The organism is Streptomyces sp. WMMC940 (assembly GCF_027460265.1).
In the GTDB taxonomy this organism is placed as follows: Bacteria; Actinomycetota; Actinomycetes; order Streptomycetales; family Streptomycetaceae; genus Streptomyces.
Window position 1 is genome coordinate 1,840,330 of sequence record NZ_JAPZBC010000001.1, and the last position, 16,133, is coordinate 1,856,462.

The 16,133-nt window shown below is 71.6% G+C and carries 17 protein-coding genes and 1 pseudogene; 9 read left to right on the forward strand and 9 right to left on the reverse strand.

Going from position 1 to position 16,133, the window contains the following annotated elements:
* Positions 1-14: 14 nt before the first annotated feature.
* Together O7595_RS08035 and O7595_RS08040 are read right to left on the reverse strand one after the other, a co-directional pair.
* On the reverse strand, positions 15-1,409 hold the full coding sequence (locus O7595_RS08035) for a sensor histidine kinase (RefSeq protein WP_269728043.1): 1,395 nt from the start codon (positions 1,407-1,409) through the stop codon (positions 15-17).
* Positions 1,410-1,424: 15 nt separating this feature from the next.
* Positions 1,425-2,126, reverse strand: a complete 702-nt coding sequence (locus O7595_RS08040) for a response regulator transcription factor (protein WP_269728044.1) — start codon at positions 2,124-2,126, stop codon at positions 1,425-1,427.
* Between the two features lie 254 nt (positions 2,127-2,380).
* On the opposite strand from O7595_RS08040, the gene O7595_RS08045 reads away from it, so the two are divergent.
* From O7595_RS08045 to O7595_RS08075, 8 genes are all read left to right on the forward strand, one after another.
* Positions 2,381-3,166, forward strand: a complete 786-nt coding sequence (locus O7595_RS08045) for an amino acid ABC transporter ATP-binding protein (RefSeq protein WP_138052733.1) — start codon at positions 2,381-2,383, stop codon at positions 3,164-3,166.
* Positions 3,167-3,245: 79 nt separating this feature from the next.
* Positions 3,246-4,097, forward strand: coding sequence for a glutamate ABC transporter substrate-binding protein (locus tag O7595_RS08050; protein WP_269728045.1), 852 nt, complete (start codon positions 3,246-3,248; stop codon positions 4,095-4,097).
* Between the two features lie 84 nt (positions 4,098-4,181).
* Positions 4,182-4,847 carry an amino acid ABC transporter permease gene (locus O7595_RS08055; RefSeq protein WP_269728046.1) on the forward strand — a complete coding sequence of 222 codons (666 nt, stop codon included), beginning with the start codon at positions 4,182-4,184 and terminating at the stop codon, positions 4,845-4,847.
* Positions 4,844-5,776, forward strand: coding sequence for an amino acid ABC transporter permease (locus O7595_RS08060; RefSeq protein ID WP_269728047.1), 933 nt, complete (start codon positions 4,844-4,846; stop codon positions 5,774-5,776). The genes O7595_RS08055 and O7595_RS08060 overlap by 4 nt, the downstream gene beginning before the upstream one ends.
* Positions 5,777-5,950: 174 nt before the next feature.
* Positions 5,951-7,555, forward strand: coding sequence for an FAD-dependent monooxygenase (locus tag O7595_RS08065; protein ID WP_269728048.1), 1,605 nt, complete (start codon positions 5,951-5,953; stop codon positions 7,553-7,555).
* Positions 7,556-7,632: 77 nt separating this feature from the next.
* Entirely contained in the window at positions 7,633-7,704 is a 72-nt protein-coding gene (locus O7595_RS33645) for a putative leader peptide (RefSeq protein WP_332328350.1), read from the forward strand.
* 114 nt (positions 7,705-7,818) lie between these two features.
* Positions 7,819-8,346: a cysteine dioxygenase gene (locus O7595_RS08070; protein WP_269728049.1), complete on the forward strand. Its 528-nt coding sequence runs from the start codon at positions 7,819-7,821 to the stop codon at positions 8,344-8,346.
* Positions 8,337-8,747 (forward strand): rhodanese-like domain-containing protein, encoded by a 411-nt coding sequence (locus O7595_RS08075; protein WP_269732416.1) that lies wholly within the window; start codon positions 8,337-8,339, stop codon positions 8,745-8,747. Before O7595_RS08070 ends, O7595_RS08075 begins: the two co-directional genes overlap by 10 nt.
* A 504-nt stretch (positions 8,748-9,251) precedes the next feature.
* Here O7595_RS08075 and recX read toward each other — a convergent pair.
* The 4 genes and pseudogenes from recX to O7595_RS08095 all read right to left on the reverse strand — a co-directional run.
* Positions 9,252-9,950: pseudogene (recX, locus tag O7595_RS08080) on the reverse strand (recombination regulator RecX); the annotation flags it as partial.
* Positions 9,854-10,990 carry a recombinase RecA gene (gene recA / locus O7595_RS08085; RefSeq protein ID WP_269728050.1) on the reverse strand — a complete coding sequence of 379 codons (1,137 nt, stop codon included), beginning with the start codon at positions 10,988-10,990 and terminating at the stop codon, positions 9,854-9,856. The gene recA and the pseudogene recX, both read right to left, overlap by 97 nt.
* A 277-nt stretch (positions 10,991-11,267) precedes the next feature.
* A complete protein-coding gene (locus O7595_RS08090; protein ID WP_332328351.1) occupies positions 11,268-12,410 on the reverse strand; it encodes an AI-2E family transporter in 1,143 nt (380 codons plus the stop codon).
* A gap of 345 nt (positions 12,411-12,755) precedes the next feature.
* Positions 12,756-12,950, reverse strand: coding sequence for a DUF3046 domain-containing protein (locus O7595_RS08095; RefSeq protein ID WP_269728052.1), 195 nt, complete (start codon positions 12,948-12,950; stop codon positions 12,756-12,758).
* A gap of 78 nt (positions 12,951-13,028) precedes the next feature.
* Between O7595_RS08095 and O7595_RS08100 the strand changes: the two genes are divergently transcribed.
* Complete coding sequence (locus O7595_RS08100) at positions 13,029-13,934, forward strand: hypothetical protein (protein ID WP_269728053.1); 906 nt, start codon at positions 13,029-13,031, stop codon at positions 13,932-13,934.
* Between the two features lie 85 nt (positions 13,935-14,019).
* Here the strand turns inward: O7595_RS08100 and O7595_RS08105 are convergent, their stop codons facing one another.
* The 3 genes from O7595_RS08105 to O7595_RS08115 form a co-directional block, all read right to left on the reverse strand.
* Positions 14,020-14,328 carry an AzlD domain-containing protein gene (locus O7595_RS08105; protein WP_269728054.1) on the reverse strand — a complete coding sequence of 103 codons (309 nt, stop codon included), beginning with the start codon at positions 14,326-14,328 and terminating at the stop codon, positions 14,020-14,022.
* Positions 14,325-15,113, reverse strand: coding sequence for an AzlC family ABC transporter permease (locus O7595_RS08110; protein WP_443071583.1), 789 nt, complete (start codon positions 15,111-15,113; stop codon positions 14,325-14,327). The genes O7595_RS08105 and O7595_RS08110 overlap by 4 nt, the downstream gene beginning before the upstream one ends.
* A gap of 164 nt (positions 15,114-15,277) precedes the next feature.
* A complete protein-coding gene (locus O7595_RS08115) occupies positions 15,278-16,111 on the reverse strand; it encodes an AraC family transcriptional regulator (protein WP_269728055.1) in 834 nt (277 codons plus the stop codon).
* Positions 16,112-16,133 lie beyond the last annotated feature (22 nt).

Consider the following 16,133-nt stretch of genomic DNA (forward strand, 5'->3'; position numbering starts at 1 on the left):
CCCCGGCCCCCGCCTCAGGCCGTCGGCGGGTGGCGCGGCAGTGCGACCGTCACCCGCAGTCCGCGCGGTTCGTTGTGCGCGTACGCGATCGAGCCGCCGCCCGCGGAGAGCAGCGCGCGGGTTATGGAGAGTCCGAGGCCGGAGCCCTTCACATTCTGGTGGCGGCCGCTGCGCCAGAAGCGGTCCCCGATCCGGGCGAGTTCCTCCTCCGTGAGCCCGGGGCCGCCGTCGGCGACCACGACCGTGGAGGTCGTGCCGTCGGCCGAGGCCGTGACCGTGACCTCCTCCCCCTCTGGCGTGAACTTCAGCGCGTTGTCGATCACGGCGTCCAGGGCGCTGGAGAGCGCGATCGGGTCGGCCCAGGCGGTGACGGCCGGACCGCGGCCGTTGAGCCGGACGCCCTTCTCCTCCGCGAGCGGACGCCAGGCGGCGACCCGCTCGGCCGCCAGCTCACCGATGTCGGTGAGCCGGATGTCGGCGGAGGCGTGCTCGGCCAGGGCCAGGTCGAGCAGATCGTCCAGGACCCGCGCGAGCCGCTTGCCCTCCGTGCGCACGGAGGCGATCTCCTCGTTGCCCTCCGGCAGTTCGAGGGCGAGGAGCTCGATCCTCAGCAGCAGGGCGGCGAGGGGGTTGCGGAGTTGGTGCGAGGCGTCGGCGACGAAGGCGCGCTGCTGCTCCAGCACCAGCTCGACGTTGTCGGCCATCTCGTTGAACGACCGCGCCAGACGTTGGAGTTCCGGTGGGCCTCCGGCCACGGCGACCCGGGAGTTCATCCGGCCGGTCGCGATGCCGTGGGTGGCGGCGTCGAGGATGCGCACCGGCCGCAGCACCCAGCCGGTGAGCCGGAACGCCGCGCCCACGGCGACGAGCATCGCCGCGGACTCGCCGGCCACGATGATCAGCCATCCGCGCAGGATGCGAGAGCGCAGTTGCCCCGTGGGCGAGTCGGTGACGACGACCGCGACGACGTCGCCGTCGCGCACCACCGGCGAGGCGACCACGATCCGGCCGTCCTGCTGCCAGGGCCAGACCTGCGGCGGATCGTGGCTGCGGCGGCCGAGCAGGGCCTCGGCGAACGCCTGGCGGCCCACCCCCGTCTCCGGGACCTCCCAGTGCCAGGGGGCCCGGGCCATCGCGGCACCGCTGCGGTGGAAGACGCCCGCGTGGATCCCGTACACGTCGTTGTAGCGGGTCAGTTCCTCTTCGAGGGTGGTGTGGCGCTCGTCCCGGCCCGGCACCCCCTCCGTGACGAACTGGGCCTGGGCGGCGAACCGTGCCGTGTCGTCCAGCCGGTCGACCACCACCTGCTGCTGCTCGGCCGCCGCCAGGCTCACCGCGAGCGGGAAGCCCAGGGCGAGCAGGACGCCCGCCATGAGGACGATGAGGAGCGGGAGAAGGCGGGTACGCAAGGGGAGGGCGGGCCTTTACGCGACGGGGTCGACCAGGCGGTAGCCGACGCCGCGCACGGTCTCGATGAGGGCGGGCATGCGGAGCTTGGAACGCAGCGACGCCACGTGCACCTCGAGCGTCCGACCGGTCCCCTCCCAGCTGGTGCGCCACACCTCGCTGATGATCTGCTCGCGGCGGAAGACGACACCGGGCCGCTGAGCGAGCAGCGCCAGCAGGTCGAACTCCTTGCGGGTCAGCTGGACGTCCGCCCCGTCGACGCTGACGCGGCGCGTGGACAGTTCGATGATGACCGCGCCGAGCCTGAGCGCGCTGTCGGAGGCCCGCGGGGCCTCCTCGCCGGGCGCGGTGCGCCGGCTGACGGCATGGATGCGGGCCAGCAACTCGCCCGTGTCATACGGCTTCACGACGTAGTCGTCGGCCCCGAGGTTCAGCCCGTGGATGCGCGAGCGCACGTCGCCCCGCGCGGTGACCATGATCACCGGTGTGGTGGTGAGCTTCCGTATCTTCCCGCACACCTGGTAACCGTCCTGGTCCGGCAGCCCCAGATCGAGCAGGACGACCCCGAAGGGAGCCCTGCCCTCGGCGGCCGCCGGGAGCACGGCCTGCAGCGCCTCCTCGCCGTTGCGGGCGTGGGTGACCTGGAAGCCGTGGCGTGCGAGCACCGCGGACAGGGCCGCGGCGACGTGGTTGTCGTCCTCGACAAGCAGAAGTCTCATGTGGCCCCCCTCCCGGACGTGGCTCTGGCGTTGTTACCAGGGCATAAAGACCGATAGGCGCACCATGAGTCAAGAGGGTCACCGGCGACCTGGGGTCTTTCGTTACCCACCCGGTACTGCGGCCGCCATCCCGTTCACCCTGTGTGTCCGGTTGCAGCCGGATCGTTATGCTCAATTTCCGCTCAGATGTAATGACGGTGCTCGGAGTGCGTCATTAAGGTCCTCCCAACCGAGGAGGACGGAGCAAGAAGCCGATGAGCGGAGTATCAGTGACCAAGGGCGCCGAGGACGCCGTGCCGGCCACGACGGACCTGGTCGTACTGAGCAACGTCAACAAGCACTTCGGCGCGCTGCATGTACTCCAGGACATCGACCTGACGATCGCGCGCGGCGAGGTCGTGGTGGTCATCGGGCCCTCCGGGTCCGGAAAGTCCACGTTGTGCCGCACGATCAACCGGCTGGAGACGATCGACTCCGGCTCGATCACGATCGACGGAAAGCCGCTGCCCGACGAGGGCCGGGAACTGGCCCGGCTGCGCGCCGATGTCGGCATGGTCTTCCAGTCGTTCAACCTCTTCGCGCACAAGACGGTGCTGGAGAACGTCATGCTGGGCCAGCTGAAGGTCCGCAGGACGGACAAGAAGGCAGCCGAGGAGAAGGCGCGCGGCCTGCTCGACCGGGTGGGCGTCGGCTCGCAGGCCGACAAGTACCCGGCGCAGCTCTCCGGCGGCCAGCAGCAGCGCGTCGCGATCGCCCGGGCGCTCGCGATGAACCCCAAGGTCATGCTGTTCGACGAGCCCACGTCGGCGCTGGACCCCGAGATGATCAACGAGGTCCTCGAGGTCATGCAGCAGCTGGCGCGGGACGGCATGACGATGGTCGTCGTCACGCACGAGATGGGCTTCGCGCGCAGCGCCGCCAACCGCGTCGTCTTCATGGCCGACGGCAAGATCGTCGAAGAGGCCACGCCGGAGGAGTTCTTCAGCAACCCGCGCAGCGACCGGGCCAAGGACTTCCTCTCGAAGATCCTGCACCACTGAACCGGGCCGTTCCTGGGCATCGTTGGCCCGGGCAGGTTCTGCTGATCGCACACATCACGTCCAACCAAGGGAAGTTCACATGAAGCTCCGTAAGGCCTCCGCCGCCGCGGCCGCCGCAGTCGCGCTCGCTCTCACCGTCACCGCCTGTGGCTCCGGCAAGAAGGACGACGCGGCCGGCGGCGGTTCCGCGGGCGGCGGCGACAAGATCACGATCGGTATCAAGGTCGACCAGCCGGGCATCGGCCTGAAGACCCCCGACGGCAAGTTCGTGGGCTTCGACGTCGACGTGGCCAAGTACGTGGCCAAGGAGCTCGGTTACGAAGAGGGCGACATCGTCTTCAAGGAGACCAAGAGCGCCGACCGCGAGACCGCGATCGAGCGCGGCGACGTCAAGTTCATCGTCGCCTCCTACTCGATCAACGACAAGCGCCTGGCCAAGGTGGACTTCGCCGGCCCGTACCTGCTGGCCCACCAGGACATCCTGGTCCGCGCCGACGACGACTCCATCAAGTCCCCGGCGGACCTGAACAACAAGAAGCTCTGCTCGGTCACCGGCTCGACCTCGGCGCAGAACGTCAAGGACAAGCTGGCCCCGAAGGCGCAGCTGCAGGAGTACGGCGGCTACTCCGAGTGCCTCACCGGCCTGGAGAACAAGGTCATCGACGCGCTGACCACCGACGACTCCATCCTCGCCGGCTACGCCGCGCAGGACGCCTTCAAGGGCAAGTTCAAGCTCGCCGGCTTCAAGATGAGCAACGAGAACTACGGCATCGGCCTGAAGAAGGGCGACACCGAGCTCAAGGACAAGATCAACAAGGCACTGGAGAAGATGGTCCAGGACAAGTCCTGGGACAAGGCCGTGGCGGCCCACTTCGGCCCGGCCGGCTACCAGAACGAGCCCGCCCCGAAGATCGGCAACATCGTCAAGTAACGCCTGACCGACCGGGCGCGCCGCCGCTGACGGCGGCGGCGCGCCGAGTCCTTCCCACTCGCAGACGCGGAAGCGCGGGAGATCGTGTTCGACTTTCTTGATATGGACGCCCTGCTGGGCGCCTTCTGGGTGACGGTGAAACTCACCGTCTACTCGGCCATAGGCTCCCTGATATGGGGAACGCTGCTGGCCGGCATGCGGGTCAGCCCGGTACCGCTGATGCGGGCCGTCGGCACCGCGTACGTGAACGTCGTGCGTAACATCCCGCTCACCGTCGTCATCCTCTTCACCTCACTGGGGCTCTTCCAGACGCTGGGCGTCACCCTGGCCGGCGGCAACTTCGAGGTGATCAACTTCCGGCTGGCGGTGCTCGGCCTGATCGCCTACACCGCGGCCTTCGTGTGCGAGGCGCTGCGGTCCGGCATCAACACCGTGCCCGTAGGCCAGGCGGAGGCGGCGCGCGCCCTGGGCCTGAGCTTCACCCAGGTGCTGACGCTCATCGTCCTTCCGCAGGCCTTCCGGTCGGTCGTCAACCCGCTGGCCAACGTGCTGATCGCACTGACCAAGAACACCACCGTCGCCGCGGTGATCGGTGTCGCGGAGGCATCGCTGCTGATGAAGGAGTGGATCGAGACGTACGCCGCCCTGATCCCGATCGTCGCGGTCTTCGCGTTCGGCTTCATCTGCCTCACGCTGCCGACCGGACTGGTACTCGGCTGGGTGAGCAGGAAGGTGGCGGTGAAGCGATGAGTTCCGTCCTCTACGACACCCCGGGCACGCGTGCCAAGCGGCGCAACGTCGGCTACACCGTCCTGTTCCTGGCCCTGCTCGCGCTGGCCGTCTGGTGGGTCTACGACGGCCTGAGCTCCAAGGGCCAGCTCGACTGGATCAAGTGGGAGCCGTTCTTCACCAGCTCCCAGCCGTACGCCACCTACCTCTGGCCCGGACTGCAGAACACCCTGATCGCCGCGACCCTCGCGCTGGTCATCGCACTGCCGCTCGGTGCGGTCTTCGGCATCGCCCGGCTCTCCGACCACCGTTCGGTCCGCGCCGTCGCCGGCACGGTCGTGGAGTTCTTCCGCGCCATCCCCGTGCTGATCCTGATGCTGTTCGCCAACGCGGCCTACGCCGACTTCACCGACATCAGCAGCGATGTGCGCCCGCTGTACGCGGTGGTCACCGGCCTGGTGCTGTACAACGCCTCGGTCCTCGCGGAGATCGTCCGGGCCGGCATCCAGTCCCTGCCGCGAGGCCAGACGGACGCCGCCAAGGCGATCGGCATGCGCAAGGGGCAGACGATGCGGCACGTGCTGCTGCCGCAGTCGGTGACGGCCATGCTGCCGGCCATCGTCAGCCAGATGGTCGTCATCGTGAAGGACACCGCCCTGGGTGGCGCGATGCTCTCCTTCAACGAACTGCTGTCCTCCGTCCGGCCGATGAGCGCCAACTACGGCGCCAACACCATCGCCTGCTTCACCGTCGTCGCCGTCATCTTCGTCACGCTGAACTTCGCCCTCACCACCGCGGCGGGGTGGCTGGAGCGCAAGCTGCGGCGCGGCAAGAAGAGCACGGGCGCCGTCGTCCACGCCGGTCCCGGCGGCGGCCTGGAGACGGTGGGGCCCGCCGACGGTATCTCCACACAGGGCGACTTCAAATCGGGCGCCGGAGGCGGGGGCTGACCCCGCAACGGGGCAGGAACCATCGAAGGGCGGCGGCGCGAAGGCGTCCGCCGCCCTTCGTCGCTTGACGGGGACACCGGCAGTGGGTTGCATACGTTCTGTGATCGCACACCGGGTGCCAGCCGGCCCATTCCCCCTGTTCACTCCGTCCCGGCAGGTCTCAGGAGCAGCGCCGTGGACCCGGTGATCGTCGTCGGCGCGGGTCCGGTCGGGCTCGCCCTCGCCCTCGCCCTCGCCGCTCAGGGCGTTCCTTCGGTGGTCCTCGACGAGGGCGAGGGCAAGGACGAGCCGCGCCCCGCGCGTACGGTCCTCCTGCGCGCGGACACCGCGGCGCTCGCCCAGCGGCTGGGCTGCGCCACGATCCGTGACGAGGGAGCCCGCTGGGCCGGCTGGCGTTCGCTGCGGCGCAAGCAGGAACTGCGCCGGGTGGAGTTCCACGGGGAGGATCTGCCGGCTCCCGTGCACATCCCCCAGCACGCCCTGACGCGGGGACTGCGGGCGGCCGTGGACGCGGCGGACCTGGTGCGGGTCGCCACGCACAGCCGTCTCGACGCGTTGGAACAGGACGGGAGCGGTGTCACCGCGCACCCGCGCGGACCCGGGTCGACCTGGTGGCGCGGGAGTTTCCTGGTCGGCTGCGACGGGGCCAGGTCGACGGTCAGAAAGCTCCTCGGGATCCGGTTCCCGGGCCGGACCGCCGTGGAACGCCACGCCGTCGCGGCCCTGCGCACCGAGCTGCCCTGGCCCGACGAAGGCGTGCTGCACCGGCTGCCGCCGTGGCGCGCGGTCGGGGACGAGGTGACCGCGCGACCGCTGCCCGACGGCGTCTGGCGGCTGGACTGGCTGCTGCCCGCGCGCGGCGAACTGGTGACGCCCGACGCGCTGGTGTCACGGGTCCGGGACACGCTGGCCGGCTGGTGCGAGGGACCGCCGCAGTACGACCTCCTCGACACCGGCGTCCACACCCTGCACCACCGGCTGGCCCGACGCTGGCGTGTGGACCGTGCCTTCCTCGCCGGGGACGCGGCCCATCTCCTCGGCGCGGTCGGCACCCAGGGCGTGGACGAGGGCATGCGCGACGCCGACAACCTGGCGTGGAAGCTCGCCCAGGCCTGGCACCACGGCGCCTCCGAAACCCTGCTCGACAGCTACCAGGCCGAACGGCGCACGGCGGTTGCCGCACGGCTGCGGGCCGCGGACCAGTCCCTGCCGATACTGCGCGGCACCGGTGGCCTGCGGACGTATCTGCCGGGCGCCACGCGGGGGCACGACACGCTCCTGACGGACGGGCATCTGGGGCTCGGCGCGCTGGGTGCGCCCCCCGCCTACCCGCACTCCCCCCTCATGCCCCAGCACGCCGACGCGCACACCGCAGTCGGAACACCGGCCGGTGCTCCGGTGGCGGACGTGGCCGTGACGACGCCCGACGGGACGGCCGCCCGGCTGCGGGACCGGCTGGGCCGGGCCCGGCTGCTGGTGGTCCTGATCGCCCCCGGCACGGGCGTGTGGGACCGGCGCCACTGGGTGACGGCCGGCGTCATGCCCCGGCTCGCCTCGACGGTGTCGGAGCTGCCCGCCCGGGCGGAGCTGCTCGTCGCCGAGTCCTATCCGGGTGCATCGGCGCACACGGTGCTGCTGGTCAGGCCGGACGGACATCTCGCCGCCGCCTTCGGGGGCGTGCGTCCGGCCGAGCTGCACGCCGCGGCCGACGCGGTGCGTGGAGGTGCGCCCGCGACCTCGGAGTCCCGCGCCGAGCACGCGACCGCACGGTCGGACTGAGCACCCGCCCGCACTGCGGACATCCGTTGACCGGCACGGGCGCACATGGTGTACTCCGGGGCGTGACCGACACCGATGTGCGCCTGTGGCGGAGGGTCCACATGGACCTGCTCCGCTATGCGGGCTGCGTGTGTCGACGGTCTTGCTGACCCCGCCTTCCCTCTCTCTCCCCCTGCTTTCGCGGCCGCGTTCGCGCACGGGTGTCCCCGTGCGGGCGAGCACGTCGGCCGTGGGCGTCTCAGCGAGTCCCCAGGACGGTTCCCGTGACCCGGTCTGCTCCCGTGCACACCAAGGCCGCCGCACCCACCGCGGCCGAACTCCTCGCGTTTGTGCGGCGTGCCGCCGCCGACACCGACATGATCGCCTCGCTGCCCCTGGACCCCGAGGGCCGCACCTGGGTGCGGCTGGAAGGGCCGGGCGGCAGTGAGGCGTGGTTGATCGGCTGGCCTCCCGGCACCGGCACCGGCTGGCACGACCATGCGGAATCGGTCGGCGCCTTCGCCACCGCGTCGGGCGAGCTGACGGAGAACTCCCTCGCGGTCCGGCTCCCCGCGAGCGGCTGGAAGACCCTGGAGCTGGCGGAGGACGTGGACCGCGGACGGCACCTCGGCCCCGGCGAGGGGCGGGCGTTCGGCAGGCACCATGTCCACGAGGTGCTCAACGAGTCCACCACCGAGCACGCGATCTCGGTCCACGCGTACCACCCGCCGCTGCCGCTGCTGCGGCGGTTCGGCAGGAGCGGCGCGGTACTCCGCCTCGAGCAGGTCGAACGTCCGGAGGACTGGCAGTGAGCGAACGGCCGACAGGAATCGACGAGTTGCTCGAGCGGGTCCGGGAGGGCCTGGACCGGGTCGAACCCCCCGAGGCGTTCGAGGCGGCCGCGGACGGTGCGCTGCTGGTCGACATCCGCTACGCGGCGCTGCGCGACCGGGACGGGCTGATCCCCGGTGCGCTGGTCGTCGAACGCAATGAACTGGAGTGGCGGCTGGACCCGCTGGGCAGCCATCGTGCGCCGGAGGCCACCGGCCATGACCTGCGGGTCGTGGTCGTCTGCAACGAGGGGTACGCCTCATCGCTCGCGGCGGCCTCACTCCGGCAGCTCGGGCTGCACCGCGCGACCGATATGGTCGGGGGCTTCCAGGCGTGGCGTGCGCAAGGACTGCCGGTGCAGGTGCCGGAGACGGCGGAGTAGCGGTCGCGAGGCGGTACGGGTGTGCGGCGTCTGACCGACGCACGCACGGGTGTCGGGAGTCGGCTGCCGGTGAGCCGGCGACGTACACGATGCGGGCGTGCGTCGGTCAACTGACCGTGGGGCGGCCGGTTGACATGGCGCCCCGCAGTCGGCACCGAAGCGGACCGGTGTTCCGGGACGTGGTTTCCCTCGTCCCTTCCCCTCCGTGAACACCGGTCCGCTCCCGTGGTCCTGGTGGGCCTCGGCCTCCGGCCGGCGCCGAGGGCACGGCGTTCGCCCCTCATGAACACCCGGGCGGTCCCGGGTGGTCCCGGGTGGTGAGGAGAGAACCACCAGGCGGGCTGGAAGTCACCGAGGCAGGTGAAAAGTCGTGGACGAGTCCGAACTCGGACGGGCGCTGTGCCCGGCACCGCCCGGGTGAAGCCCGCCACGGCCACGACCCGTGGCCGGCCGGTTCGGCGCCCCGCATCGACCCGTCCATGAACCGTCCTTGTCTGCGGCCGGTCAGGACATACCGTCCTCCAGACCGTCCAGGCCCTCGGTGTCCTCGCCCTCCTCCTCCAGGGCCCGGCGGACCACCCTCAGGGCCATGCCCTCCGGGTATCCCTTGCGGGCGAGCATGCCCGCGAGACGGCGGAGGCGGCGGTCCCGGTCGAGGCCTCGGGTGGAGCGGAGTTTCCTGGCGACCAGCTCGCGCGCCGTCTCCTCCTCCTGGTCGGAGTCGAGCCGGCCGACCGCTTCGTCGATCAGCGCCGGGGCGACGCCCTTGGTGCGCAGCTCGCGGGCGAGGGCGCGACGGGCCAGTCCGCGGCCGTGGTGCCGTGACTCCACCCAGGCGCCCGCGAAGGCCGCGTCGTCGATGAGCCCGACGTCCTCGAAGCGGGACAGCACCTCCCCGGCGGCCTCGTCCGGGATCCCGCGCTTGCGGAGCGCCTCGGCGAGTTGCTTCCGGGTCCGGGGCGTGCCGGTGAGCAGGCGCAGACAGATCGCCCGCGCCCTCTCTTCCGGGTCCTGGGGCGGCAGCTCCTCATCGGCCCTCGACGATGCGGAGCTGCCGCCCGGCCAATCCGCGGTACGCCGCGGGCTCGGGTCGGGCACGGTGCCGGTCAGCCCTTGGCCGCCGTGGCCGTCTTGGTGGCCTTCGCCGCCTTGGTGGCGGGGGCGGGCACCGACTTGGCGGGAGCGTCGGCCGGGGCGGCGGCGCTCGCCGCGTCCGCGCCGGGCTCGCCCGCCGGGGTCTCGGTGCTGCTCACCCCGACGCCCAACTTCTCCTTGATCTTCTTCTCGATCTCGTTGGCGAGATCGGGGTTGTCCTTCAGGAAGTTCCGCGCGTTCTCCTTGCCCTGTCCGAGCTGGTCGCCCTCGTACGTGTACCAGGCGCCGGCCTTGCGGACGAAGCCGTGCTCCACGCCCATGTCGATCAGTCCGCCCTCGCGGCTGATGCCCTGGCCGTAGAGGATGTCGAACTCGGCCTGCTTGAAGGGCGGCGCGACCTTGTTCTTGACGACCTTGCAGCGGGTGCGGTTGCCGACGGCCTCGGTCCCGTCCTTCAGGGTCTCGATGCGGCGGATGTCGATGCGCACCGAGGCGTAGAACTTCAGCGCACGGCCACCGGTCGTGGTCTCGGGCGAGCCGAACATCACGCCGATCTTCTCGCGGAGCTGGTTGATGAAGATCGCCGTGGTCTTGGACTGGTTGAGCGCGCTCGTGATCTTCCGCAGGGCCTGGCTCATCAGCCGCGCCTGGAGACCCACGTGGGAGTCGCCCATCTCTCCCTCGATCTCCGCGCGCGGCACGAGCGCGGCGACGGAGTCGATGACGATGAGGTCGAGCGCGCCGGAGCGGACCAGCATGTCGACGATCTCGAGCGCCTGCTCGCCGTTGTCCGGCTGGGACAGGATCAGGTTGTCGATGTCGACGCCGAGCTTCTTCGCGTACTCGGGGTCGAGGGCGTGCTCGGCGTCGACGAAGGCGACCTGGCCGCCCGCCTTCTGCGCGTTGGCGACGGCGTGCAGGGTCAGAGTCGTCTTGCCGGAGGACTCCGGGCCGTAGATCTCCACCACACGGCCGCGCGGCAGGCCACCGACACCCAGCGCGACATCGAGCGCCGTCGAGCCGGTCGGGATGACCTCGATGGGCTCCTTCGACCGCTCGCCCATGCGCATCACGGCGCCCTTGCCGAACTGTCGTTCAATCTGCGCGAGCGCGGCGTCGAGCGCCTTCTCGCGGTCGGTTCCTGCCATGGGTTCCACCCGGTTTGCTTGAGTCGATCGCTTCACGCCAAAGACGCTAACCCCTGCCACTGACAATGCGCCCCGACGTCCCTCCAACCTGTGGATAACCCGGTGAAGACCCCGGGATCCCAAGGCCGGACCCCCATAAGAATGGATGTTCGATTTTGGTGTCAAGCACGCTGCCCGCGCCGCGCGCCCCGTGCCGCACGCCGCCCGCGGGGCCGCCGGAGGACCGCGGCCGGGCCGCCGCGGCCGCCCAAGGACGGTCGGGGTCCCGGACGGACCGTCAGGCGCCCGCCTCCCCGTCGGCCGCCGTACCGTCCTTCTTGCTGCGCAGGGCCCGCTGGACCCGGGCGAGGACCGCCTCGCCGTGTCGCCGGTGACCGTGGACCCGCGGGTCCTCGGTCACGGTGTAGCGCTTCACGTACGCGCCGAGGAACGCCTGCAGCGTGGCGACGGCCGGAATCGCGATCAGCGCGCCGACGGCTCCCAGCAGCGCGGTGCCGGCGATGACCGAGCCGAACGCCACCGCCGGATGGATGTCCACCGTCCTGGCGGTGAGCTTCGGCTGCAGCACGTAGTTCTCGAACTGCTGGTAGACCAGCACGAAACCCAGTACCCACAGCGCGTACCAGGGGTTGATCGTGAAGGCGATCAGCATCGGCAGGGCCCCCGCGAGATAGGTGCCGATGGTGGGGATGAACTGCGACACCAGCCCCACCCACATGGCCAGCGCCGGGGCGTAGGGCACGTCCAGCATCGCCAGGAGCACGTAGTGGGCGACACCCGAGATCAGCGCCATCAGCCCGCGCGAGTACAGGTACCCGCCGGTCTTGTCGACGGCGATCTCCCAGGCCCGCAGCACCTCGGTCTGCTTCGACGGCGGCAGCACCGAGCACAGCGCGCGCCGCAGCCTCGGCCCGTCCGCCGCGAAGTAGAAGGAGAAGAGGAAGATCGTCAGCAGCTTGAACAGCCCGCCGAGCACCGTGGCCGAGACGTCGAGCACGCCGGTCGCGCTGTTCTGCACGTACTTCTGCAGCCAGTCGGAACGCAGCAGGCTGTCCTGGATCGCGACTCGCGACAGTTCGCTGTGGAAGGTCTTGTTGATCCAGTTGATCACCTGGTCCAGGTACTGCGGGAAGTCCTCGACCATCTCGACGATCTGGCCGGCCAGCATCGAGCCGAGCGCCACGACGAAGCCCGCGCTCACGGCCAGCACCGCGATGAAGACGAGGAACGTGGCGATGCCGCGCCGCACTCCGCGGGCCGCCATCCGCCCCACCGCCGGTTCGATCGCGAGCGCCAGGAAGAACGCGATCAGCACGTTGATCAGCAGACCGATCAGCTGGTGGAAGGCCCAGCTGCCGAGCTGGAAGCAGCCGTAGAGCGCCAGTGCCAGCACCATGGCGCGGGGCAGCCAGCGGGGCATGCGCCCTGGCGGGACGACCGTGACGGCGGTCCCGCCGGCCCCGGCGCCGCCGTCGGGCGCGGTGGCGGGCGAGGGGACCCTCACCCGGTCCCCGGCCCCGGCCGGGCCGGCCCCGGTGTCGTCATCGGGCCGCCCGGCCTCCGCGTACTGGGTGGCCGGGCGGTTCTGGTCCTGGGTGGTCTCGTCATTCGGTGCCACGGAGCAAGTCTCGCCCACCGCGGCGACAACCGGGACGGCCCTGTGGACGACGCCCTGCCGACGGGCGGAGCGACGCGTCCCGGCGCCGGCCTCACCGGCGCGGGCGGCCCGGCTCCCTCCGGCGGGACGACCGCCCGGATCCCGGGCTCAGCGCTTGTCCGCCGGGATGCCGACCGCGGCGCAGACCCCGCGCCAGACGTCCTTGGTCTCCCAGCCCGCGGCCAGCGCCTCGTGCACCGTCCGGCCCCCGAGTTCCGTCATCACGTGGTCGCGCGCGAAGGAGTCGGCGTACGCCGCACCGAAGTGCTCTTCCATCCGCTCCCAGAAAATCGTCAACCGCATGGCACCAGTATCCGCCCCCTGAGGGTGAGACCCGTCCGTCGGCCTTGTGCGGAGCCCGTTCGCCCCTACCGTCGGAGCATGGCTGGAACACCTCTGGCACGCGCCGAGCACTTCGTCTGGCTCACGGCTCGCGTGCTCGAACAGCGGCGGTTCGCGTATCACTTCCTGGGTGCGGCGGCGGAGCCGGTCGAGGCCGCGCTGACCGCGTACCTCAATGAGGACGGCGGCTACGGCCACGCCCTGGAACCCGATCTCCGCGGCCCCGCGAGCCAGCCGCTGCACACGGCGCACGCCTTGCGCGTGCTGGACTCCATCGGGCGCTGCGGCGGGCTGCGGGCGGAGCGGATCTGCCGCTACCTGACGAACGTGGCGACGAGGGAGGGCGCCCTGCCCGTGATCCACCCCTCGCAGCGGGGCTACCCGACGGCGCCGTTCATCCCGATCGTGTCGGATCCGCCCAGTGAGCTGCTGGCCACGGGGCCCGTGGTGGGCCTGCTGCACCGCAACCAGGTGTGGCACGCGTGGCTGTTCCGCGCGACCGACTTCTGCTGGGCGGCGGTGGAGGGGCTGCGGAAGTCGCACCCGTACGAGATCCAGGCGGCGGTCGCGTTCCTGGACGGTGTCCCGGACCGGTCGCGTGCCGAGGAGGCCGCGGACCGGCTCGGACGGCTGGTGCGTGAGCAGCGGCTCGTGGTGCTCGCCCCGGACCGTTCCGACGAGTACCCGGTCGCCGCGGGCTATGCGCCGGGCGAGTACCACTACCCCCACGACTACGCCCGCGTACCCGGCTCGCTGGCGCGGCGCTGGTTCACGGACGAGGAGATGGACCGGTCGCTGGACCACCTCGCCCGTGAGCAGCAGGAGGACGGCGGCTGGCCGGTCCGGTGGCGCCAGTGGGCGCCGAGCACCGCCCTGGAGTGGCGTCCGGTCGTGACGGTCGAGGCGCTGCGCACGCTGCGGGCACACGGGCGCGTGCTGCGCTGAGCAGGCACGCGCCCCCGCGCCGGAGCCTCGTCAGGGGTCCGGCGCAAGGGGTCCGGCGCGAGGGGTCCGGCGCGAGGGGTCCGGCTCAGCCTCCGAGGGCCCGAACCCCCGCGGTGACCGCCACGGAGGCGGCGACCACGACGAGGAACGGCGCCCGGAGGACCAGTGCGATCGCGGCCGCGGCCAGTCCTGCGGCCCGGGCGTCCAGCACCAGTGCGTCGCCCGCGCTGAAGGTCTGCTGGGCGGTGAGCGCCGCCAGCAGGGCGACCGGGAGCAGGGCGGCGAGCCGCTGGACGAGCGGGCGCTCGAGGACTCCGGCCGGCACCAGCAGACCGGCCAGTTTGACCAGGTAGCAGGCGGCGGCGGTCACTCCGATCGCGATCCAGACGTTCAACGCTCCGCTCCCTTCCGCCCGGTGGCGGTCGTCCGGCCCTGCCACCAGAGCACGGCGGGCGCCGCGACGGCCGCGACGAGCACCGGCACTCCGGCGGGGAGCACCGGCAGCAGCCCGAGGCCGAGGACGACGGCGATGGCGGCGACCACTCGCTCGGTCGTCGAACGCAGCATCGGCGCCAGCAGGGCCAGGAAGACCGCGGGCCCCGCCGCGTCCAGTCCCCAGGCGTTCGTGTCCCCGATGGCCTCGGCGCCGAGCGCCCCGAGGAGTGTGGTGAGGTTCCACAGCACGTAGAGGGTGAGTCCGGTGACGGTGAAACCGATGCGGGCGGCGCGGCGGGTGGGCTGGGCCAGGGCCACCGCGGTGGTCTCGTCGATGACCCAGTGGGCGGCGAACGGCCGCACGGCGCGGCGCACCGCGAGGAGCTGGGAGAGCCGCAGGCCGTAGAAGGCGTTGCGGGTCCCGAGGAAGAAGGCGCCGGCTGCCGCGGTGAACGGGTTGCCGCCCGCGGCGAGCGCGCCGACCAGGGCGAACTGCGAGGCGCCGGTGAACACGAGCAGGCTGAGGACGCAGATCTGCAGGACGTCGAGTCCCGCGCCCGCGGCCGTCACACCGAACGCGAAGCCGGACAGGCCGACGGCGACGCCCACGCCGAGGGCGTCCCGTACGACGGCGAAGTCGGCCTTCAGCGGTACGTCCGCGGTCGTCCGCGGTCCGGACCCACCGGCCGCGGCGAGCGGTTCGCCGTCTATGGGTATTTCTGCTGACGCTGTCTGTTCTGGCACGTCAGGGACGGTACGGGACCGGACGGTTCGAGGTCTTGTACGTTCTTGCGCCCGCCCCCTCGTTCCCCGCGCGACCTCCGTGCCCGCGCACCGCGTCCCGTGCCCGCCGACGCAGCCCGTGCGCGGCGCGATGCCCGGCCGCTCGTCCCTCGGGGGGACCGGCCTCAACGCCGCCCGCCGACGCCCCGTCCCCGCTGGTAGGCGCCTGGGGGCACCCCGACGATCCGGGTGAAGTGCCGGTTGAGGTGCGGCTGATCGGCGAACCCGACGGCGGCGGCCGCCTGCGCCGGGGGCGCGCCCATGTCCAGCAGCCGGCGGGCCCGACGGACGCGGGCGTCGGTGAGCCAGGTGTGCGGTGGCATTCCGTAGCGGTCGCGGAAGGCCCGCAGCAGGGCGAAGGGGCTGGTGCCCAGCTCCGCGGCGAGGGTCTGGAGCGTGGGCGGGTCGTCCATCCGCTCCTCCAGCACCGCCCGGGCGCGTGCCGCGTCGCGGGCGCCCGCCGTGAGCGGTTCGCGCGCCGGAAGGCTGCTCCCGTGGTTCCGCAGCAGCCGCGCCACCATGATCCGCAGCACGCTGTCGGCGGCGAGCGCATTGCCTTCCTCGGCCGCGCGATGGACCTCGCGGATCAGCCGGGCCGCCTGCTCGTCGACCACGTCGGACTCCTCGAAGCCGGCGGTGCCCCTGATCGTCGTCGTCTCCGCCGCTATCTCCGCCACCACCCGGGACGACGGGTAGAGCGTCGAGTACACCCAGCCCTCCGCCACTCCGGCCCTGGCGGTGTGCGGAACCTCCGGATTGATCATCACGACCGTGCCGGGCCCTGCGTGCACCACGCCGCCCGGGAGCCCGACCTCCTCCACACCGCGCGTGATGGTCGCGAAGACGTATCCCTCGTGGCTGTGGCGGGGGAAGGTGTGCCGTACGTAGCGGGCCCGGAGCAGATCGATTCCCGGCAGCCGCTCGTGCTGCCAGTACCGCGCCCACTCGCCCTCGGCCATGTCGACATTCTCGCAGGTCCGG